This window comes from Stenotrophomonas sp. GZD-301 (genome assembly GCF_049310345.1).
Lineage (GTDB): Bacteria > Pseudomonadota > Gammaproteobacteria > Xanthomonadales > Xanthomonadaceae > Stenotrophomonas.
Map to the genome: position 1 here is coordinate 16,891 of NZ_JBMOWY010000021.1, position 20,028 is coordinate 36,918.

Here is a 20,028-nt window from a genome sequence, read left to right on the forward strand (position 1 = left end):
CGTTGTCAACAAACCACGGCATGCGGCCTGTCCGCCGGTGCGCTGCCGTCGCATCCGGGATCGCTGCGTCCAGCGTTACGCAGACGCGTAAAACACGGCAATGCAGGGCAATCCATGCATATTTCCCGGGACGTGTCGCATCGGATTCAGTCGGAGCAGGTTGTGGTGCAGTGCAGAACGAAACTGCGCGAAGCGCGTCGGTGCTGCGCATCCCAAGCGCGGCGCAGCCATTGACCGGTTGTCTGACAGCGCTGGACAACCGTGACCGGAGCATGTTCCATGTGTGGCCGCCGCCTGGCCGGCTTTCCCAACCTGGAAGGACATGCAATGGACACTTCTGCTGCCGTTCGTGGGCAACATGTGCAACGCAATGGCGTTGCGCTGGCGGTCGTGACCGCCATTTTCTTCATGTGGGGCTTCCTCACCTGCCTCAACGACATCCTGATCCCGCACCTCAAGGCCGCCTTCGCGCTCACCTGGGTGCAGGCGATGCTGGTGCAGTTCACCTTCTTCGGCGCGTACTTCCTGATGTCGCTGCCGGCGGGCCGGCTGGTGGCCGCCGTCGGCTACAAGCGCGGGATCGTGGCCGGCCTGGCCATCGCCGGGCTCGGTGCCCTGCTGTTCTGGCCGGCGGCGCATGCCCACGTCTACGGCCTGTTCCTGGGCGCCCTGTTCGTCCTGGCAACCGGCATCACCGTGCTGCAGGTAGCGGCCAATCCGTACGTGGCGCTGCTGGGGCCGGAACGCACCAGTTCCAGCCGCCTGACCCTGGCGCAATCGATGAACGCGCTGGGCACCACGCTGGCGCCTCTGTTTGGTGGGCTGTTGATCCTGTCGGCCGAGCCGCGCACCGACGCGCAGCTGGCCCTGCTCCCGCAGGCCGAGGCGCTGGCCTACCGGGTTGCCGAGGCGCAATCGGTGCAGGTGCCGTACTTCGGGCTGGCGGTGGCGCTGTTCGTGCTGGCCGCCGCCATCTGGATGTTCCGCCTGCCCACCATTCCCGGTGTGGAGGAGGGCGCGGGCCAGGGCCGGCTGCGCGACGCGCTGCGCCATCCGCACCTGCGCTACGGCGTGCTGGCGATCTTCTTCTACGTGGGCGCCGAAGTCTCCATCGGCAGCGTGCTGGTCAACTTCCTGTCCATGCCCGGCATCGGCGAAGGGCTGACCGAGCAGGAAGCCACCCGCTACGTGTCGCTGTACTGGGGCGGTGCGCTGGTCGGACGCCTGATCGGCACGGTGCTGCTGGCGCAGATCGATCCGCGCCGTCTGCTCGGCCTGTTCGCGCTGGTGGTGATGGGGCTGCTGGGGGTCACCATGCTGGCCGGTGGCGGGCTGGCCAAGTGGGCGGTGGTCAGCATCGGTCTGTTCAACTCGATCATGTTCCCGACCATCTTCGCGCTGGCCATCGCACGCCTGGGCGCGTTGACCGGGCAGGGCTCCAGCCTGCTGGTGATGGCGATCGTCGGCGGTGCGGTGGTGCCTCTCGCAGTGGGCTGGGTGGCCGATCACCACGGGCTGCAGGTGTCGTTCCTGCTGCCGCTGCTGTGCTACCTGTACATCCTGTTCTACGCCTGGCGCGGCGCGCGGCACACCGCGTAACGCCGCTCAGCGCCGTCGCGGCGCGCGGGTCGATTCGCGGATCAGTACCGCATGGTCCACCGTGACCATGCGGCCGCCCTCGGGCGAGCGGATGCGTTCGATGAGCTGCTCGGTGGCGAGCTGGCCCATCGCCGAAGTCGGCTGCCGCACGGTGGTCAAGGCCGGGTAGATGTGCCCGGCGATGGGCGTGTCGTCGAAGCCGCAGACCGACAGGTCGCGCGGGATGCGCAGGCCGCGCTGGCCGGCCACACGGAACACCGCGGCGGCCATGTCGTCGTTGGCGGCGAAGATCGCGGTGGGCGGCTGGTCCAGATCCAGCAGTGCATTGGCCGCCACCACGCCGGACTCGAACGAGAACTCGCCGCTCACCACCAGCGTGGGGTCGTAGTCGATGCCGGCGTCCTTGAGTGCCTTGCGATAGCCGGCATGCCGCCACTGGCAGGCGCCATGCGCGCGCGGCCCCTTGATGTGCGCGATGCGCCGATGGCCCTGTGCGACCAGGTGGCCGATCAGCTCGACCACGGCGGTGGTTTCGTCCATGCGCACGCCGATGCGGCCGTCCGGATGGCGCGGGGCGATGCTGGTGAAGGGAATCTCGTGCTCTTCCAGATAGGACAGCACCACCGCGTCGTCGGTCAGCGGCGGGATCAGCACCACCCCATCCGGGCGCGAGTTCTCGAACAGCGCGGCGAGGTCGGGCAGGGTGGTCCGGCCGGTGCCGACCGGCCCCAGGATCAGGTTGTAGTGATGGGCATGGCAGGCCTCCAGCATTCCGTTCTGGATTTCCATCAGGTAGTTGCGCGACGGATTGTTGTAGACCAGCGCCAGCGCATACGAGCGTTGCCCGGCCAGGCTGCGCGCGGACAGATTGGGCTTGTAGCCCAACCGCGCGACCGCCGCCTGCACGCGATCGCGTGTTTCCACGCGCACGTTCGGCTCGTTGTTGAGCACGCGGGACACGGTCTTGATCGAAACGCCCGCAACTGCGGCGACATCCTCGATACGACTACGCATGGGGTGGAAGATCCTGTTGGAGGGCGGGTCGACGGATGCCGATGGTAGTGCGCCGGGGCGACCACCGTGTTGCCGATGCAGGCGGATGTTGCCATGACGCGGCGGTGTTTGGCGCCCCCGCCAATCCGTGCGGCGATGCAGCACCCCGGACCGGGGAAGGACATGCGCGCTCGGCCGCGATCCCCGTCACTGCTGGCGTAGCCCTGCGCAACGGGTCGGCGGCGGTTGACAGCGTTGCCGCGGCTTTGTATGACAGCGCTGTCAGACAGGGGCGCTGACCCGCACGATTTCGCCGCAACGACCGCAACGCGCACCGCGCGTGGTCGTCGGTCACGGCGGCGCCCACACCGATCGCGAGCCATTCCCACCGGAGGTAGATGTCGTGAACAGCCCCACCAAGACCCTGCTCGGCACCTGCCTGCTGCTGGCCCTGGCCAGCCCGGCACTGGCCGCCCCTGTCAGCGGTGAAACGTTGACGGACTGGCCGCGGGTGACCAGTGCGATCGCACCGGACCCGGTCCTTGAAGCACGGGTCCAGCAGATCCTCGCGCAGATGACGCTGGCGCAGAAGGTGGGGCAGATGACCCAACCGGAGATCAAGACGATCAGCCCCGCGCAGGTGCGGCAGTACTACATCGGTTCGGTCCTCAACGGCGGCGGCTCGTGGCCGGGCATGGACAAGCACGCGTCGGTGGCGGCCTGGCTGGCGCTCGCCGATGCCTACCGCGCCGCGTCGCTGGCGACCGATGCGAAGACGCCCATTCCGGTGATCTGGGGCACCGACGCGGTGCATGGGCACAACAACGTCTACGGCGCCACGCTGTTCCCGCACAACATCGGCCTCGGTGCCGCCGGCGATGCCGAGCTGATCGAGCGCATCGGCGAGGCGACCGCGCGCGCCACCCGCGCCACCGGCATCGACTGGGTGTTCGCGCCGACCCTGGCCGTGGCCCACGACCCGCGCTGGGGCCGCACCTACGAAAGCTTCTCGTCCGATCCGGCGCGCGTGCGTGAGTACGCACACGCCTACGTCAAGGGCGCGCAGGGACGCTTTGCCGATGACGGCAACGTGGTGGCCACTGCCAAGCACTACATCGGCGATGGCGCCACCGACCACGGCCGCGACCAGGGCGAGGCGCTGGTCGGCAAGGCCGCGATGATCAACGTGCACGGCCAGGGCTACTACGGTGCGCTGGGCGAGGGTGTGCAGACAGTGATGGCCTCGTTCAACAGCTGGAACGACCGCGCCGCCGGCATGGACTACGGCAAGATGCACGGCAGCAAGGCGCTGCTGACCGATGCGCTGAAGGACAAAATGGGCTTCGACGGCTTTGTGGTGTCCGACTGGAACGGCATCGCCCAGGTACCCGGCTGCCGCAATGACAGCTGCGCGCAGGCGATCAATGCCGGCATCGACATGGTGATGGTCCCCGACGACTGGAAGGCCTTCATCGCCAATACCATTGCGCAGGTGGAGAACGGCGAGATTCCGATGGCGCGCATCGATGATGCGGTCACCCGCATCCTGCGGGTCAAGCTGCGCGCCGGCCTGTTCAACCACACACCTTCCGACAGCCGCTACGCCGGCGACAGCAACGCGGTGCTGCACCGCGACCTGGCCCGCCGCGCCGTGCGCGAGTCGCTGGTGCTGTTGAAGAACGACAGCCACGTGCTGCCGCTGCGGCGCGATGCGCGGGTGCTGGTGGTTGGCAAGAGCGCCGACAGCCTGTCCGACCAGGCCGGTGGCTGGTCGCTGACGTGGCAGGGCACCGACAACACCAATGCCGATTTCCCGCACGCCGACTCGGTGCTGGGGGCGCTGCGCGCCGAGCTGGGCGATCGCCAGGTCACCTACAGCGCCGACGGCGCCGGGCTGGATGCAAAGCAGTTCGACGTGGTGGTGGCGGTGGTCGGCGAAACGCCGTACGCCGAAACCAACGGCGACATCCTGCATTCGGACAGCGTCAGCCACAGCCGTACCTACCCGCAGGACCTGGCGGTGCTGCGCGCCGCACAGGCGACCGGCAAGCCGGTGGTGACGGTGTATTTCTCCGGGCGGCCGATGTACACCAACGACCTGCTCAACCTGTCGCAGGCGTTCGTGGCAGCGTGGCTGCCGGGCACCGAGGGCAAGGGCGTCACCGACGTGCTGGTGGCCGGCAAGGACGGCAGGCCCGCGCACGATTTCCGCGGCCGCCTGAGCTTCCCGTGGCCGGGCGTTCCGTGTCCTGCACCGATCGACCAGCCCGATCCGACGCGGCCGCCGCTGTTCGCGCTCGGCTATGGCCTGCGCTATGCGGCACCGGGCAACGTGGCCCGCCTGCCCGAAGCCAACCCGGACAACTGCGGCGCGGTCACCACGCTGCCGATCTTCAACCGCGCCGACACCCCGCCGTTCGCGCTGCACGTGGCTGCGGCCGGCGCCACCCAGCCGCTGGGCAACGACCTCAACGCCACCCTGCGCTGGCCCACCGCCGCGCCGGTGGTACAGGTGCGCACCGTGCAGGTGAACACCCAGCAGGATGCCAAAGAGGTGACCTGGATTGCCCCCGCGCAGCTGGTCGCGCGCAGCAGTTCGCGCCGCAATCTCGGCGCGCTGGCCCGCAACGACGGCGCGCTGCAGTTCGACGTGCAGCTGGTGCAGCGCCCGACGTCGCCGGTGAAGGTGACCATGCAGTGCGGCACCGGCTGCGAAGGCGGGGTGGATATCGCGCCGGTGCTGGCCCGGTTGTCACCGGGGCAGAAGCAGACCGTCACCGTACCGCTGGCCTGCTTCGCCAGGCAGGGCGTGGACCTGGGCGCGGTGGAAGCGCCGTTCGTGGTGAGCGCGGATAAACCCTTCGCCGCCGCGTTCACCCAGGTGCGGGTGTCGGTGGATGCAGGCAAGGCGGCTGGGGCGGTGCGCTGCCCGTAAGGGAGGGGGAGGCTGCGTGCGCGTGCAACTTTTTGCATGGAATGTGCTTCTTTGCGCAGGAACACTGGCCGGCTTTGCAATGAGCCCTCCGCATGCGCCGTTTTCTGCAGACGCTACGCCTTCTTCCGTGCGCCACGATGCGTCCGCACTTCATCACGCCGCAGCTGGACCGGGTACGGGCACAGCTGCGCGCTGGCCAGTACGCCGCAGCGGACATGCAGATGGCGGCCCTGCTACCGGAAAGCCTGGAGCCCCTGATCGAGGCGCTGGCCAGGGAGCGGGGAGCGGCCGCGCTGGCTGACCGGTGGGCGCAGGCGGCGCCGCATTCGCGCCACGCCGAGGTGCTTGCTGCCCATGTCCACATCTGGGAAGCCTGGGTGCTGCGGGGTGAGGGCTATGTGCGGGACATTCCCCCGCTGCGACGGAAGAAGTTCGCCGAGGTCATGCTGCGCGGCCAGCAGCGCCTGCTGAAGATCATCGAGAACGATCCCGGCAACGCTCTGGCGCTGGCCGGCCTGATCCACTGCAGCATCGTGATCGGTGCAGGCGAGGAAAGCCGTCTGCGCTGGCTCAATCAGGCGATGGACGCGTCGCCTTTCCACTGCCCGGCATTGATCCGTTTCGCTCAGGGCACGCTTGAGCGCTGGGGTGGCGAGGATAACGAGCGGTACAGCTTCGCCAACTGGATCGTCGAGAATGCACCTGCCGGCAGCTGCGCGCATGTGGTGGTTGCCGACACCCTGTTCGACGATGCATTCATGGCCAGCGGAGAAGTTGAGGACATCCGCCTTCTTGCCCGCTGCACCGGCAATGCCGAAGACGCGGAATGGCTGCGCCGCGCGCTGCTGAAGTGGCTGGATGCGACGCCCGATACGCTGCGCCAGCGGGTGCACGATGTCATGCCCGCATACGACGAGAGTTTTCACAGCCTCTGCCTGGAACGTTTCGCGCTGGCCGCCTACTTCGCCGGTGCCAGAGAAGAGGCGCGCCTGCTGCTCACCGCACTCCGGGGCCGCCTGCAGGCAGGGGAGTGGGAAAACTTCATCGCCCCGACGCCGCTATGGTGGTATCCGTTCGCCTCCCGCACGCGCGGCATGCGACGTGTACACGATGCCGTCTGCCGTGATCTGGGCCTGGACCCCCGCGCCATCTGCGCGTAAGCCAGCGAGCTCCCTCGCTGTGGTGGCCGGGCAGGCCGGGGCTGCGGTTGTGGCGGGCCTCGCCTGGAGCCGGCCAGCGGCCGGCACTACCGGGTGTGGGTCGCGGCGCAGTGCACGGGGAATCTGAAATGCTGCGCCGTCTCCGCGTCGGGCCGCGGCTCCAGGAGCAGTATCCGGATGCGGTTGCGCCGACATTGCACGGTACCCCCGTAGGCCAGCGTGCGACCGGTCAGGCGCTCAAGCGCGAGGGTCATGGTGCCATCGGACAGATGACGCCGCGTATCCAGCAACGCCACCGCCACCAGGATTCCCCGGTCGCGCCGGAATCTGCCGCATCGCGCGCTGATGTGGATCTGACCGGGCTCGTGCTGGAGCAGCAGCGAGACGGCCTCGGCGATGGTGCGGTAGGTTGCCAGCTGAAGGCCGATGCTCAACTGGCACGGATCGCCGCCAAGCCGGTGCAGCATCAGCCGGTCGGTGTCTTTCCACGCCTCGTGGATCCCGCCGGTCTGCAGCGCCAGATACAGGCCGACATGCTCCAGCGATGTGGGATACACCATCGTGACTTGTTCGCGGAACTTCCGTGAATGCACCGCCGAAACGCGGCGAAGACTGCTGGCGAGATCCTGATGGCCCTGCGCGTCGAGCCAGTCTGAAAGGTCGTCCAGCGAATGCTCCAGGCCGTCACCCAGCTTCCTGATATCGAGCGCACGCGTGCGCAGATCCATCTCGGCGGCGATGTGCGTATTTCGTGCGAGTGAGATGGCGTTTCTGCCATCCTGATCCGTGGATCGATACCGACGATAGTAGTACGAAAGGCATGATCCGACGGCCAGAAGCGCGATGCCCACTACTGCCAGATTCTGTTGTACGGAGAATGCTGCTGGATCAAATGATTCTGCTACGCCTGTGGATGGCATCGTCAAACGCACGATCAGGCTCCATAGCGGCACGCTGATGGCTGCACCCCGCCAGCCATGCATGCAGGTCAATGCGACGGCAGGAAGCGCCATCAACAGCAGCAGGTCGGTCTTCGTAGCCGGCGAATCGGCGGGGATGAGATGCGCAAGAACACCGAGCATGATCATCAGGATGAGGCAGGCGGAGGTCGGCAAGACATGCCCCTTCGTCACCGCTGAGTCGGTATGTCGTTTGCTCCACAGCAGGGCAAGTGGGGCGATCGTCAGAATTCCGATGAAGTCACCGACGAGGAAGCGCGTCAACTTGGCGTCCAATGCCGTGACGGGTGGGGTAGACCAAAGGACGTGGGAGAGGCCGAGGTTGAGTGATGTGACAGCCGCTGTCGAGGCGGCTGCGACCGAGATCAACCATATGTCGGTCTCTGAGCTCATCAGCTTGCGATGCAGGTGGACAATCAACATCACGGCTGGCATCAGCAAGGCAGACCCAAGTACGACCCACTCCATCCCGTACTTCTCGACCATCGGATAGCGCGCGTAGGCGAAGTAGCAGTATTCGCCGAAAAGCAGGTAGAGCCAGTACCTGTACGGGCAGATCAACAGTGCCGCTATGCGAATGCCTGCAGGAAGAAAGAACTGATCCACTGATGCCTCGCGCGCGGCCCAGTAGGCGAGTGCGTATATCAGCGCGATGGCCAATCCGTAGGGGTAAATGCGAAAGCTGAGTTGCCGTGCATCCTTCCACCGCTCCATTCGCATCCACTCCTCCGTGTCATTGCGGTCGGACTGCCGCTGGTCCAGCGCGAGGCCGGGCGGTGTCTGCTCCACACGGTATGCGCAATGCATGAGGTGGGTTATCGGAATTTGACGAAAGTGCGCGCTTGAGGATTGCTGCGGTTTCGAACCTGCCGCGTGGTGATCGTTCGATCGATCGGGCGTTTCGTAGCATTCCTACTGTCTTGCGGGATACGCACGCATACGATGTTTAGCGGCGCTGTCGCCGTTCGGATCTGGAGGTCGAGGTGAGGTCTATTAACATCTACTGCGCGATGTCGATACTTGCATTGTCGGCGGTGCCGATGCCGGGGAGAGCACAGCTCAGCGATGATCATGGAATAAAACTGGCGGCGCAGGGACTGGGACAGGCGCATCCCTCAGCAGTGAGCATGAGTCACGATCCGAACTGGGTGGTGTACGGGTTCGAACGAGATGGCATTTCCTATTATCAGGTGAACGATCTGGCCGGGCGCGTTCACGTCGTCGTGGGCCGCGCGGGCGATACGTTCTGGGCGTTGCCCGCTGGCGATGTACCTTTCCGCGCCTCCCTGCCTTCGCGTCGGGTGAGCTTGCCGGATGGTGCGACGGGCGCGGTCGTTCTGCGCCAGCCGGAGTTCTCGATTCTGCGCTATGAGGCCAGTGGCGATGCCGTGTGGTCGATCGAAGTCCCGGGCGAGGTCCGATAAGCTGAAATGCCGCTGGATGCTGCTCCAGCGCGCCGCGCTGGTGGTCATCCATGATCTGACTGAAGCGCAAGGGGATGCCTGGAGCCGGCCAGCGGCCGGCACTACCGGGTGTGGATTGCGACTTCGCTACGTGGATGCTCAGGCGCGCCAACAAAAAAGGCCCCGCAATGCGGGGCCTTCTCTGTTCGTCTGAAACGCGGATCAGCGCTTCATCGACCCGAAGAACTCGTCGTTGGACTTGGTGTTCTTCATCTTGTCGAGCAGGAACTCCATCGCGGCGATTTCGTCCATCGGGTGCAGCAGCTTGCGCAGGATCCAGATCTTCTGCAGCAGCTCCGGCTCGATGAGCAGGTCTTCGCGGCGGGTGCCCGAACGGTTGATGTCGATGGCCGGGTACACGCGCTTTTCGGCGATGCGACGGTTCAGGTGCACTTCGCTGTTGCCGGTGCCCTTGAACTCTTCGTAGATCACTTCGTCCATCTTGCTGCCGGTGTCGACCAGCGCGGTGGCGATGATGGTCAGGCTGCCGCCTTCTTCAACATTGCGCGCGGCACCGAAGAAGCGCTTCGGGCGATGCAGGGCGTTGGCGTCCACACCACCGGTGAGCACCTTGCCGGAGCTGGGCACCACGTTGTTGTAGGCACGTGCCAGGCGGGTGATCGAGTCGAGCAGGATCACCACGTCCTTCTTGTGCTCGACCAGGCGCTTGGCCCGTTCGATCACCATCTCGGCAACCTGCACGTGGCGGGCAGCCGGTTCGTCGAAGGTGGAGCTGATGACTTCGCCGCGCACGGTGCGCTGCATTTCGGTCACTTCTTCCGGACGCTCGTCGATGAGCAGCACGATCATGTGCACGTCCGGATGGTTGGTGGTGATCGCCGTCGCCACCTGCTGCATCAGCATGGTCTTGCCGGCCTTGGGCGGGGAGACGATCAGCGCGCGCTGACCCTTGCCCTGCGGTGCCATCAGATCCAGGATGCGGCCGGTGATGTCTTCGGACGACCCGTTGCCGCGTTCCAGGGTGAAGCGCTTGCGCGGGAACAGGGGGGTCAGGTTCTCGAACAGCACCTTGTTCTTGGACGCTTCCAGCGGCTCACCGTTGATGGTGTCCACGATCGACAGCGCGAAGTAGCGCTCGCCGTCCTTCGGGAAGCGGATGCGGCCGGACAGGTGGTCGCCGGTGCGCAGGTTGAAGCGGCGGATCTGGCTGGGCGAGATGTAGGTGTCGTCCGGGCCGGCCAGGTAGCTGGCTTCGGCGGCACGCAGGAAACCGAAGCCGTCCGGCAGGATTTCCAGCACGCCGTCGGCGGCAACGCCGTCGCCGTGGCGGGTCAGCACCTTCAGCAGGGCGAAGATCACGTCCTGCTTGCGGGCACGCGCCACGCCTTCGGAGATCTGCAGCTGCTCGGCAATCTCCAGCAGCTTCTGCGCCGGCATGCGCTTGAGGTCGCTCAGCGAATAGACCGGGAAGCCTTCGGGCACGTTGGCCTGCTGGCTGCGCACGAACGGCTGCTGCGGTTCGTTGTTGTCCTGCGGCATGCCGTCATCGTTGTAGCGATCGCCACCGCGGTTGCGGTCGCGGCGATTGCGGAAACGGTCGCGGCGGTTGCCTTGGCCCTGACCCTGGCCTTGGCCCTGGTTCTGACCCTGGCCCTGCTGGTACGGGTTCTGCCCGCCCTGCTGGTTCTGGTGCCGGCCATTCTGGTTGCGCTGGCCACCGTCGCCGGTGTCCTGCTGACCACCGCCCTGGGCGGGCGATGCGTCGCCACCGGCAGAGGCTGCCGGGGCCGATGCCTGCGGGGCTGCCGGAGCGGCAGCGGCCGGCGCCGGCGCGTCAGGCGCGGCAGCCAGGGGCAGGGCAGGTTGTGCGGGGGGGGAACCGGCGTCGGTCGCGGTGGCGGCCTTGGCAACACGCGGCTTGCGCACGCGCTTCTCGGCGGGCGCGTCAGCGCTCCCGGGTTCGGAAGTAGTGATATCGGACAAGTGCTGGATTCCTCGCTAGAAGGTGCGAGCGCCCGGCAGGGCGGCGAACGTTGGGAAAGGATCTGGAAGAAACTGCGTCCAGAAGATGCGGCGCGCGAATGCGGCCGGATATGCCGACACTAACACCGGCTCGCGGCGGCGCGCAAGCCGGGTGGGGCAGGGTCATTCATGCGGGCGACGGGCCCGCGGGCAGCCGGATCAACCGGCTGCCTGCTGCGATCAGGCCAGGGCCTTGTCGAGCATGCCGGCCAGCTGGGCCTTGCCGACCGCGCCGATCTGCTGGGCCTGGACTTCGCCGTCCTTGAACACCAGCAGCATCGGAATCGAGCGCACGTGGTACTTGGCGGCCAGCGCACGGTTCTGGTCCACGTTGACCTTGGCGATCTTGGCGCGGCCGTTGTAGGCGTCGGCCAGTTCGTCCAGGGCGGGGGCGATCATCTTGCAGGGACCACACCACTCGGCCCAGAAATCGACCAGGACCGGCTCCTTGGAATTCAGCACGGTGCTATCGAAGTCGGCATCGCCGACATGTACAACCTTGTCGCTCATCTTGGTTTCTCGTCTGGAAATGCACCCGGCCAGGCCGGAGGAGGTTGAACCTGGACGACGCCTGGTGGGCGCCTTCCCCGTCTGCTGCCTCGTGGCCGCGTGGGCGGCCAGCGGTGCGTCAGGCCGGTTGCCTGGACGCGCACGGCGGGCAGTGTACCCCTATCGTCGCGGGCGGACAGATGCGGGTTGGAAAGAAGCGTCCCGTAGCTGTTGCCTCACTCTGCCGGGGCTGGCCTGTCTGATATGCGGGCCGGGCACGACGCCTTCCAGCCCCGCCGGGCGCCTCGTTCAACTGGCGTCAGGGGCGATGAAGGCGGTGTCCTTTATGGCGTCTCGCAGGTGGCTGCGACGGGTGAGCCCGGTTTGGCGCCGACATTGCGCTAAACTGCGCCATTGTGCGGCGCCCCTGGACCCCCGGTCCGGCCCCGCCAACACCCGGCGCAGGGGCCGCAATGGCGACGGTGCCCTCCAAGAATGCTGCAAGCCAGCCGCACCTCTGCCGGCTGGCCTTACCAAGACGGACTCATGAGCGACAAACCGCTGACCGATTTGACCTTCTCCTCCTTCGAGCTGCATCCGGCCCTGCAGGCTGGCCTTGAAGGCGCTGGTTTCACCCGCTGCACCCCGATCCAGGCACTGACCCTGCCGGTGGCTCTGCCCGGTGGCGACGTTGCCGGCCAGGCCCAGACCGGTACCGGCAAGACCCTGGCGTTCCTGGTCGCGGTGGTCAACCGCCTGCTGACCCGCCCGGCGCTGGCCGACCGCAAGCCGGAAGACCCCCGCGCGCTGATCCTGGCCCCTACCCGTGAGCTGGCCATCCAGATCCACAAGGATGCGGTCAAGTTCGGCTCGGACCTGGGCCTGCGCTTCGCGCTGGTCTATGGCGGCGTGGACTACGACAAGCAGCGCGAGATCCTGCAGCAGGGCGTGGACGTGATCATCGCCACCCCCGGCCGCCTGATCGACTACGTCAAGCAGCACAAGGTGGTCTCGCTGCACGCCTGCGAAATCTGCGTGCTCGACGAAGCCGACCGCATGTTCGACCTGGGCTTCATCAAGGACATCCGCTTCCTGCTGCGCCGCATGCCCGAGCGCACCACGCGCCAGACCCTGCTGTTCAGCGCCACGCTCAGCCACCGCGTGCTGGAGCTGGCCTACGAGCACATGAACGAGCCGCAGAAGCTGGTGGTGGAAAGCGAGTCGATCACCGCGGCGCGCGTGCGCCAGCGCATCTACTTCCCGGCCGACGAAGAGAAGATTCCGCTGCTGCTGGGCCTGCTGTCGCGCAGCGAAGGCGCGCGCACGATGGTCTTCGTCAACACCAAGGTGTTCGTCGAGCGCGTGGCCCGTTCGCTGGAGCGTGCCGGCTACCGTGTCGGCGTGCTGTCCGGCGACGTGCCGCAGAAGAAGCGCGAGAGCCTGCTCAACCGCTTCCAGAAGGGCCAGCTGGAAATCCTGGTGGCCACCGATGTGGCCGCGCGCGGCCTGCACATCGACGGCATCAAGTACGTCTACAACTACGATCTGCCGTTCGACGCGGAAGACTACGTGCACCGCATCGGCCGTACCGCCCGCCTGGGCGAGGAAGGCGATGCGATCAGCTTCGCGTGCGAACGCTACGCGATGGGCCTGCCGGATATCGAGGCCTATATCGAGCAGAAGATTCCGGTCGAAGCGGTCACCAGCGAGATCCTGACCTCCCTGCCGCGTCCGGAACGCGCACCGCTGCCCGAGGGCGAAGCGGACGGCGACGAAAATGAAAGCGTGGGCCAGATCTTCCGCGAGGCGCGCGAAGCGCGTGCCGCCGAAGAGCAGCGCCGTGGCGGTGGCAGCAGCCGCGGCGGCAAGCCGTCCGGTGGCCGTGGCGAACGCCGTGGCCCGGGCGAGCGCAGCGCCGATGGCAAGCCGCGCCGCGAACGCAAGCCGCGTGTGGAAGGCGAGCAGCCGGCCGCCGAGGCCGTGGCCGACGCGCCGCGCCCGGCACCGGCGCCGGCCCAGGCCGATGCGCCGTCGGCCGCGACCAGCCCGGCTGTCGAAGGCGAGCGCGCACCGCGCAAGCGCCGTCGTCGCCGTCATGGCCGTCCGGTTGAAGGTGCCGCCGAAGGCAGCGCCGCCCAGCCGGTGACCCCGGTGCAGGTGGCCGCCAAGCCGATGCGCACCGCCGCACCGGCCGCCGATGCGGGCGCATCGTTCCTGACCCGCATCGGCCGCAAGATCCGCCGGATGCTGTCGGGCTCATAAGCCCTGACACGGGCAGCACCCGACCAACGGTCGGGTGGCATGCCGGGGGTGCCGACCAACGGTCGGCACCTGTTGTAGACGCGAGCCGTCTACCCCCCACCTGCACGCCGCCATCCTCGTCCTGCATAATCAGGGGATGAGCGTCCTGCGTTTTGACAATGTCAGCAAACAATATGCCGGCGGCCACCAGGCACTGGTGGACGTCAGCTTCGACGTCGCCCCCGGCGAGATGCTGTTCGTTACCGGTCACTCCGGTGCGGGCAAGAGCACGCTGCTGAAGTTGATCCACCTCGACGAGCGGCCCAGCCGCGGCGCGGTGCTGTTCGACGAACGCAACCTGCTCAAGGTGCGCGGCGGCAGCATCCCGCGGCACCGTCGCGAGGTGGGTGCGGTCTACCAGGACCACCGCCTGCTGATGGACCGCAGCATCGCCGAGAACGTCGCCCTGCCGTTGATCCTGCGCGGCACACGCCGTGCCGAGATCGGCAAGCGGGTGCGCTCGGTGCTCGAACGCATGGGCCTGGGCCATCGCGAGAAGGCGCTGCCGTCCCAGCTGTCGGCCGGTGAGCAGCAGCGCGTCGGCATCGCCCGGGCGATCGTTGGCGAGCCCAAGCTGCTGGTCGCCGACGAACCGACCGGCAACCTCGATCCCACCCTCGCCGCAGAGATCATGGCGTTGTTCGCCGAGCTGCCCGAGCGCGGCACCAGCGTGCTGGTGGTCAGCCACGACCTGGCCCTGCTCCGGCACATGCGCAAGCGCGTGCTGATCCTGGACCACGGTCGCCTGATCGACGACATCTCGCCGCAGGACCTGGCCGAATGAGCGCACCGACCAACAAAGAAGCCGCGGCACCTTCGCGCCTGGGCGTGTGGCTGCACCACCACGGCCACAGCGTGGTGTTCAGCCTGGGCCGAGCGTGGCGCAAGCCGTGGGCGACGCTGCTCACGGTGATGGTGATGGCGCTCGCCCTGGCCCTGCCGCTGGGCCTGTCGATCGCGCTGGACAACCTCAAGCACTTCGCCGGCAGCGTGCAGCAGTCGCGCGATATCAATCTGTTCCTGAAGACCTCGGTGGATGCCGCCGGTGCCGGCCAGGTGGCCGAGACGCTGCGTGGGCGCGCCGATGTGTCCGCCGTGGTGCTGCGCACGCCGGCCGACGGCCTGGCCGAGCTGCGCGACAGCGCCGGGCTGGGCGAGGCGATCGACGCGCTGAACGACAATCCGCTGCCGACCCTGTTGATCGTCACGCCGACCCAGGGCACCGACGATGCGCGCCTGGCGCAGTCGCTGGAAGGGCTGCCGCAGGCCGACCTGGTGCAGCACGATGCGCTGTGGCGCAAGCGTCTGGATGCGTGGCTGGAGTTCGGCACGCGCCTGGTGCAGGTGCTGTCGGTGCTGCTGGGGGTGGGGGCCGCGCTGGTGGTGGGCAACACCGTGCGCCTGGACATCCAGGCGCGCCGCGATGAAATCGGCGTGCTGCAGCTGCTGGGCGCCAGCGATGGCTTCATCCGCCGCCCGTTCCTGTATCTGGGCGCGTGGTACGGCCTGGGCGCCGGTGCGATCGCACTGGGCCTGATCGGCGTGGCGGGGCTGGCACTGCGCCCGCCGCTGAGCGCGCTGTCGCAGAGTTACGGCAGCCCGTTCGTGCTGCATGGGCTGGACCTGTTGCATTCTTCGCTCGTGCTGGCCGGCACCGTGGTGCTGGGCTGGCTGGGCGCGTGGCTGGTGACGGGGCATTTCCTGCGCCAGACCCGTCCGACCGAAACCTGAGGCCCGCATGCGCCCGCAAGCCCTGAAGCACCTGGTGGACGACGCACCGCGCGTGATGGTCGTCGACGGCTCCAAGCTGGTCCGCAAACTCATCGCCGACGTGCTGCAGCGCGAGCTGCCGGCGGTGGACGTGGTGGGCTGCGCCAGCATCGAAGAGGCGCGCGCGGCACTGGCGGCCGGCCCGGTCAGCCTGGTCACCACCTCGCTGACGCTCAGCGACGGCGATGGGCTGGCGCTGGCGCGGCTGGTGCGTGAAACCGCGGGCCAGGCCTACGTGCCGGTGATCGTGGTGTCCGGCGACGCGCAGCAGCACCTGGAGCAGCGCCGCTTCACCGAGTACGTCACCGACTATTTCGACAAGGCGCTGGGCCATGAGGCCTTGGCCACCTTCATCCGTGGCTACGTGCAGCCGGAGACGATTCCCGGCGCGACGATCCTGTATGTGGAAGACAGCCGGGTGGTGGCAGAGGCTACCAAGCGAATGCTGGAGCGGCAGGGCCTGAACGTGCTGCACGTGCTGACCGCCGAGGACGCCTTCGCGCTGCTCACCGCCGAATCGCTGGGCCGCAGCAGCCACCGCATCGACCTGGTGCTGACCGACGTGACCCTCAAGGGCGAGCTGAGCGGGCGCGATGTCGTGCAGCGCGTGCGCGTGGACTTCGGCTACGGCAAGCGCCGCCTGCCGGTGCTGGTGATGACCGGCGACGGCAACCCGCTCAACCAGTCCGGCCTGCTCCAGGCCGGTGCCAACGACCTGGTGCAGAAGCCGATCGAAGAGCGGCTGCTGATCACCAAGGTGCTGTTCCAGCTGCGGCTGGCCCGACTCAACGAAAAACCCGTGGTGCGATGAACGACGACGTACAACCGAGCATCCAGCTCGAGCCGAGCTGGAAGGCACGGGTCGGGGAGTGGCTGCTGCGACCGGACATGCGCGAGCTGTCCGGCTTCCTGCGCCAGCGCAAGGCCGCCGGTGCGCGGGTGTTCCCGCCGGGCCCGCAGATCTTCGCGGCGTTCGACGCCACGCCGTTCGAGCAGGTCAAGGTGGTCATCCTCGGGCAGGACCCGTACCACGGCGCCGGGCAGGCGCATGGCCTGAGCTTCTCGGTGATGCCGGGCGTGCCGGTGCCGCCGTCGCTGCTGAACATCTACAAGGAAATCGAGGCCGACCTCGGCCTGCCGCGCCCGGACCACGGCTGCCTGCTGCCGTGGGCGCAGCGTGGCGTGCTGCTGCTCAACGCCGTGCTGACGGTGGAGGAGGGCAAGGCCGGCGCGCACCAGCGGCGCGGGTGGGAAGGCTTTACCGACCATGTGGTGGACACGCTCAACCGCGAGCGCGAGGGCCTGGTGTTCGTGCTGTGGGGCGCCTACGCGCAGCAGAAGGGCAAGGTGATCGACACCGGTCGCCACCGCGTGCTCAAGGCCCCGCACCCCTCGCCGCTGTCGGCCCACCGTGGCTTCCTCGGCTGCCGGCATTTCTCGGCCGCCAACGAGTACCTGCGCCGGCGCGGGCACAGTGCCATCGACTGGTCGCTGCCGCCGCGCGCGCAGCTCGGGCTGGACTGACTCAGTCGTTCAGCATTTCGATGATCGCGCGCGCCACCTGGCGTTTGCGCGCGGGCATGCGCCGCCACAACGACAGAATCTCGGTTTCCTGTGCGCAGCGTGCGGGATCGGCGGGAGGCGATCCCGCCAGCGGCAGGTCGGTGCCGTCCTCCGGTCGCCCCGGCCCACGGCCGGTCGCCAACCATTCAAAATAGACTTGCGTCACAATTGCGACGCGGGCAAGGTGTTGCACGCTGGGAAAGGTGCCCCCTTCCCGTTCCCACTGCGTCACCGCGCTGCGGCGCACGCCGGTTTCCAACGCCAACTGCGATTGCGATAGCCCGGCAGTTAATCGTGCCCGGCGGATTCTGTCGCACATGGCCTGCATTTTTGCCCCCTTCCCCGGTTTAGGTAAGCGTTGCTTCCGTGTAAGCGATTCTTTTCCTGTCTGTACAGAACTGCTTTCCTGCCCTGCTGCGCGAGGGAAAACCGCCGATCGCCTGCCCGCCAGCAAGCGGTACTGCCCCCGACTTTCACGCCGTCTTGTTTGACGGAATTTTGTGGTCCCCGCATTAATCGGCCCGAACCGGACATAAACGCATTCCACAACGGAAAGCGGACACCGGCAGGGTTCGATCGGTAGGGCGGCGGAGTTAATCCACCGCCGCGGTCGGTTTCTGCCCCGAAACGGCGGAGACGCATGCATGGTTAATGTGAAAGGCGTGAACGTTTCGTCATTGCGCTGGCGCGCGCTGCTGCTGCTCGCCCTGCTGACGGTGCTTTCCTGCCTTGGCCGGGTGCAGGCGCAATCGGCCTGTTCTTCCGGCGCCTGCGTCAGCGCGGGCCCACGGCTGGCGTCGATCGACTCCACCCAGAGCCCGCTGCTCAACCTGCTGTTCGGTGCGCTGCTGCCGGGCACCAGCCTCAATCTCAGTGTGGCCGACTGGAACAACCTGGCCGGCGCCAACATCAACCTCAATGCGCTGCTGACCCAGCTCAACGGCGGCGTGGTGGTCAGCGACCCCAGCCAGGTGCTCAACACCAGCATCACCCTGGGCCAGCTGCGCGCGGCGATGGTGCAGGTGCTGCAGGCCGACGGCCAGACCGCCGCGGCCAACGTGCTCAACGCGCTGCCGCTGGGCGTGGCGGGCACCTCCGGCAGCATCCGCCTGGCCGACATCCTGCAGATCGCGCTGCCGACCGGATCGCTGGCGACGGTGCGCCTGAACGTACTGGACCTGATTACCGGCGGGGTGCAGCTCTACAACTTCCGCAACGTGCTGACCACGCCCACCCCGATCACGGTCAATACCGCCGCGCTCGGCCTCAACGGTGTGGCCAACGTACGGCTGTGGCTGCAGGTGGTGGAACCGCCGGTGTACAGCTGCGGTGCGGTGGGTACCTCGTTCCACAGCGCGGCAATCCGCATCAAGCTTGATATGGATCTGGTGCAGGGCCTGAACACCGGCACGCTCAGTGCCGCGCTCAGCGGTCTCAACCTGCTGGGCGTATCGCTGTCCAACACCAGCATCAGCGCCGATGTGCTGCACCTGCAGGTGTATGCCGATGTGGCGCGCGCCGAAGGCTCGATCTCGGCGGTCAACCTGGTCGGCAACGCGGTCACCCTGCAGGCGCGTCCGGGCCTGGTGAACCTCTACGTGGGCCAGATCAGCGATGCGACCTTCTTCAACCGCACCACGGTGCTGACCGACACCGCGCTGACGGCAGCCACGCTCACCTCGCTCAGCGTGCGGGTGCGGGTGTCGGCCAATGTGCTGGGCCTGATGACGCCGATCGCCGACATCACCATTCCGTTGACGGTGAGCATCCGCAGCTTCGCCACCGCCACCCCCGCACTGCAGAGCGCCAGTTTCACCGGCCCCTATCCACAGACGCGCACCTTGTCTGCCGGCACGGTCAGCGCGGCGACGATGGTCTCCACCCTGGTCAACTCGCTGAGCATCCAGGTCACCAGCGGCAACCCCACGGTCACGCTGCTCGGTGGCATCCCGTTGCCGCTGGCGGTGGCCGACCTGGTCAACGGGATCGTCAACACGCTGCTGACCCCGATCCGGGCGCAGGTCAACACGCTGGTCACACCGGTGCTGACCGCAGTGCTGGGCGGGGTGGTGGACAACGTGCTGGGCCTGCTCGGCATCCGCATCGGCCAGGCGGTGTTCACCGTCGAAGGCGTGACGCAGGCCTGCGCGGCCACGCTGCAGCTGGTCAAGGACCTGCAGCCGACCAGCGACACCGGCCGCTTCAATCTCTCCATCACCTACAACGGCAGCACCGTCGGCTCGGCCAGCAACGTGGGCAACAACGGCGCCACCGCAGCGGTGATCACCGTACCGGGCGGCAGCTATGCGCTGGCCGAGGCGGCGGCTGCCGGCACCACGCTGGGGCGCTATGCCAGCACCTGGCAGTGCGTTGACCAGAACAGCACGGTGGTGTCGTCCGGGAGCGGTGGCAGCTTCACCCTGCAGGCGCCGGCGATGACGGCGACGGCGGTGACCCTGGTCTGCCGCATCACCAATCGAACGCGCCAGGCCGACCTGTCGATCACCAAGAGCGACGGCAGTGGCAGCTACACACCCGGCGGTACCGCGACATACACGCTGCTGGTCAGCAACGGGGGGCCCGATGCGGTCACCAACGCCGTGGTCACCGACAGCCTGCCCAACGGCGCCACGCTGCGCGCCGCATGGACCTGCAGCGCCACCACCGGCAGCACCTGTGCGGCGGCCAGTGGCGGTGCGGTTGGCGGCAACGCGGTCAACGTCGGGGTGAACCTGGTCAACGGGGGCCAGGCAACGATCACGGTACCGGTCAGCTTCAGCAACAACCCGGGCGCGTACTAGCGCCCGGTGCGG

Annotated in this window: 15 protein-coding genes; 10 read left to right on the forward strand and 5 right to left on the reverse strand. The window is 67.4% G+C overall.

Annotated features, from left to right (window positions below; all coding sequences use genetic code 11):
- Positions 1 to 327 precede the first annotated feature (327 nt).
- Entirely contained in the window at positions 328 to 1,599 is a 1,272-nt protein-coding gene (locus ACO6VK_RS05140; RefSeq protein WP_422505861.1) for a sugar MFS transporter, read from the forward strand.
- 6 nt (positions 1,600 to 1,605) lie between these two features.
- Here the strand turns inward: ACO6VK_RS05140 and ACO6VK_RS05145 are convergent, their stop codons facing one another.
- Positions 1,606 to 2,613 (reverse strand): LacI family DNA-binding transcriptional regulator, encoded by a 1,008-nt coding sequence (locus tag ACO6VK_RS05145; RefSeq protein WP_422505862.1) that lies wholly within the window; start codon positions 2,611 to 2,613, stop codon positions 1,606 to 1,608.
- Between the two features lie 382 nt (positions 2,614 to 2,995).
- Between ACO6VK_RS05145 and ACO6VK_RS05150 the strand changes: the two genes are divergently transcribed.
- Both ACO6VK_RS05150 and ACO6VK_RS05155 read left to right on the forward strand, forming a co-directional pair.
- The gene (locus tag ACO6VK_RS05150; RefSeq protein WP_422505863.1) at positions 2,996 to 5,527 is read left to right on the forward strand and encodes a glycoside hydrolase family 3 N-terminal domain-containing protein; all 2,532 of its coding nucleotides are present in this window, start codon (positions 2,996 to 2,998) and stop codon (positions 5,525 to 5,527) included.
- Between the two features lie 92 nt (positions 5,528 to 5,619).
- On the forward strand, positions 5,620 to 6,687 hold the full coding sequence (locus ACO6VK_RS05155) for a hypothetical protein (protein ID WP_422505864.1): 1,068 nt from the start codon (positions 5,620 to 5,622) through the stop codon (positions 6,685 to 6,687).
- An 86-nt stretch (positions 6,688 to 6,773) separates the two neighbouring features.
- Here the strand turns inward: ACO6VK_RS05155 and ACO6VK_RS05160 are convergent, their stop codons facing one another.
- Positions 6,774 to 8,453, reverse strand: coding sequence for an MASE1 domain-containing protein (locus ACO6VK_RS05160; RefSeq protein ID WP_422505865.1), 1,680 nt, complete (start codon positions 8,451 to 8,453; stop codon positions 6,774 to 6,776).
- A gap of 320 nt (positions 8,454 to 8,773) precedes the next feature.
- Between ACO6VK_RS05160 and ACO6VK_RS05165 the strand changes: the two genes are divergently transcribed.
- A complete protein-coding gene (locus tag ACO6VK_RS05165) occupies positions 8,774 to 9,070 on the forward strand; it encodes a hypothetical protein (protein WP_422505866.1) in 297 nt (98 codons plus the stop codon).
- Between the two features lie 201 nt (positions 9,071 to 9,271).
- Here the strand turns inward: ACO6VK_RS05165 and rho are convergent, their stop codons facing one another.
- Both rho and trxA read right to left on the reverse strand, forming a co-directional pair.
- The gene (rho, locus tag ACO6VK_RS05170; protein ID WP_411852383.1) at positions 9,272 to 11,053 is read right to left on the reverse strand and encodes a transcription termination factor Rho; all 1,782 of its coding nucleotides are present in this window, start codon (positions 11,051 to 11,053) and stop codon (positions 9,272 to 9,274) included.
- Positions 11,054 to 11,272: 219 nt separating this feature from the next.
- Positions 11,273 to 11,602 carry a thioredoxin TrxA gene (gene trxA / locus ACO6VK_RS05175; RefSeq protein ID WP_136004572.1) on the reverse strand — a complete coding sequence of 110 codons (330 nt, stop codon included), beginning with the start codon at positions 11,600 to 11,602 and terminating at the stop codon, positions 11,273 to 11,275.
- A gap of 525 nt (positions 11,603 to 12,127) precedes the next feature.
- Between trxA and rhlB the strand changes: the two genes are divergently transcribed.
- From rhlB to ung, 5 genes are all read left to right on the forward strand, one after another.
- Positions 12,128 to 13,843, forward strand: coding sequence for an ATP-dependent RNA helicase RhlB (gene rhlB, locus ACO6VK_RS05180; RefSeq protein ID WP_422505867.1), 1,716 nt, complete (start codon positions 12,128 to 12,130; stop codon positions 13,841 to 13,843).
- A 136-nt stretch (positions 13,844 to 13,979) separates the two neighbouring features.
- Positions 13,980 to 14,666 carry a cell division ATP-binding protein FtsE gene (ftsE, locus tag ACO6VK_RS05185; protein ID WP_422505868.1) on the forward strand — a complete coding sequence of 229 codons (687 nt, stop codon included), beginning with the start codon at positions 13,980 to 13,982 and terminating at the stop codon, positions 14,664 to 14,666.
- Complete coding sequence (gene ftsX, locus ACO6VK_RS05190) at positions 14,663 to 15,613, forward strand: permease-like cell division protein FtsX (RefSeq protein ID WP_422505869.1); 951 nt, start codon at positions 14,663 to 14,665, stop codon at positions 15,611 to 15,613. Before ftsE ends, ftsX begins: the two co-directional genes overlap by 4 nt.
- Positions 15,614 to 15,620: 7 nt before the next feature.
- Positions 15,621 to 16,463 carry a response regulator gene (locus tag ACO6VK_RS05195; protein WP_422505870.1) on the forward strand — a complete coding sequence of 281 codons (843 nt, stop codon included), beginning with the start codon at positions 15,621 to 15,623 and terminating at the stop codon, positions 16,461 to 16,463.
- Positions 16,460 to 17,176, forward strand: a complete 717-nt coding sequence (gene ung, locus ACO6VK_RS05200) for a uracil-DNA glycosylase (RefSeq protein WP_422505871.1) — start codon at positions 16,460 to 16,462, stop codon at positions 17,174 to 17,176. The genes ACO6VK_RS05195 and ung overlap by 4 nt, the downstream gene beginning before the upstream one ends.
- Position 17,177: 1 nt before the next feature.
- Here ung and ACO6VK_RS05205 read toward each other — a convergent pair whose 3' ends face one another.
- Positions 17,178 to 17,543, reverse strand: coding sequence for a helix-turn-helix domain-containing protein (locus ACO6VK_RS05205; protein ID WP_422505872.1), 366 nt, complete (start codon positions 17,541 to 17,543; stop codon positions 17,178 to 17,180).
- 334 nt (positions 17,544 to 17,877) lie between these two features.
- Between ACO6VK_RS05205 and ACO6VK_RS05210 the strand changes: the two genes are divergently transcribed.
- The gene (locus ACO6VK_RS05210) at positions 17,878 to 20,016 is read left to right on the forward strand and encodes a hypothetical protein (RefSeq protein WP_422505873.1); all 2,139 of its coding nucleotides are present in this window, start codon (positions 17,878 to 17,880) and stop codon (positions 20,014 to 20,016) included.
- Positions 20,017 to 20,028 lie beyond the last annotated feature (12 nt).

Bases quoted from the DNA above. Each gene is read 5' to 3' on its own strand.
- ACO6VK_RS05140 (WP_422505861.1), top strand. From the start codon at position 328: ATGGACACTTCTGCTGCCGTTCGTGGGCAACATGTGCAACGCAATGGC.
- ACO6VK_RS05145 (WP_422505862.1), bottom strand. From the start codon at position 2,613: ATGCGTAGTCGTATCGAGGATGTCGCCGCAGTTGCGGGCGTTTCGATC.
- ACO6VK_RS05155 (WP_422505864.1), top strand. From the start codon at position 5,620: ATGCGCCGTTTTCTGCAGACGCTACGCCTTCTTCCGTGCGCCACGATG.
- ACO6VK_RS05160 (WP_422505865.1), bottom strand. From the start codon at position 8,453: ATGCATTGCGCATACCGTGTGGAGCAGACACCGCCCGGCCTCGCGCTG.
- ACO6VK_RS05165 (WP_422505866.1), top strand. From the start codon at position 8,774: ATGAGTCACGATCCGAACTGGGTGGTGTACGGGTTCGAACGAGATGGC.
- trxA (WP_136004572.1), bottom strand. From the start codon at position 11,602: ATGAGCGACAAGGTTGTACATGTCGGCGATGCCGACTTCGATAGCACC.
- rhlB (WP_422505867.1), top strand. From the start codon at position 12,128: ATGAGCGACAAACCGCTGACCGATTTGACCTTCTCCTCCTTCGAGCTG.
- ftsE (WP_422505868.1), top strand. From the start codon at position 13,980: ATGAGCGTCCTGCGTTTTGACAATGTCAGCAAACAATATGCCGGCGGC.
- ftsX (WP_422505869.1), top strand. From the start codon at position 14,663: ATGAGCGCACCGACCAACAAAGAAGCCGCGGCACCTTCGCGCCTGGGC.
- ACO6VK_RS05195 (WP_422505870.1), top strand. From the start codon at position 15,621: ATGCGCCCGCAAGCCCTGAAGCACCTGGTGGACGACGCACCGCGCGTG.
- ung (WP_422505871.1), top strand. From the start codon at position 16,460: ATGAACGACGACGTACAACCGAGCATCCAGCTCGAGCCGAGCTGGAAG.
- ACO6VK_RS05205 (WP_422505872.1), bottom strand. From the start codon at position 17,543: ATGCAGGCCATGTGCGACAGAATCCGCCGGGCACGATTAACTGCCGGG.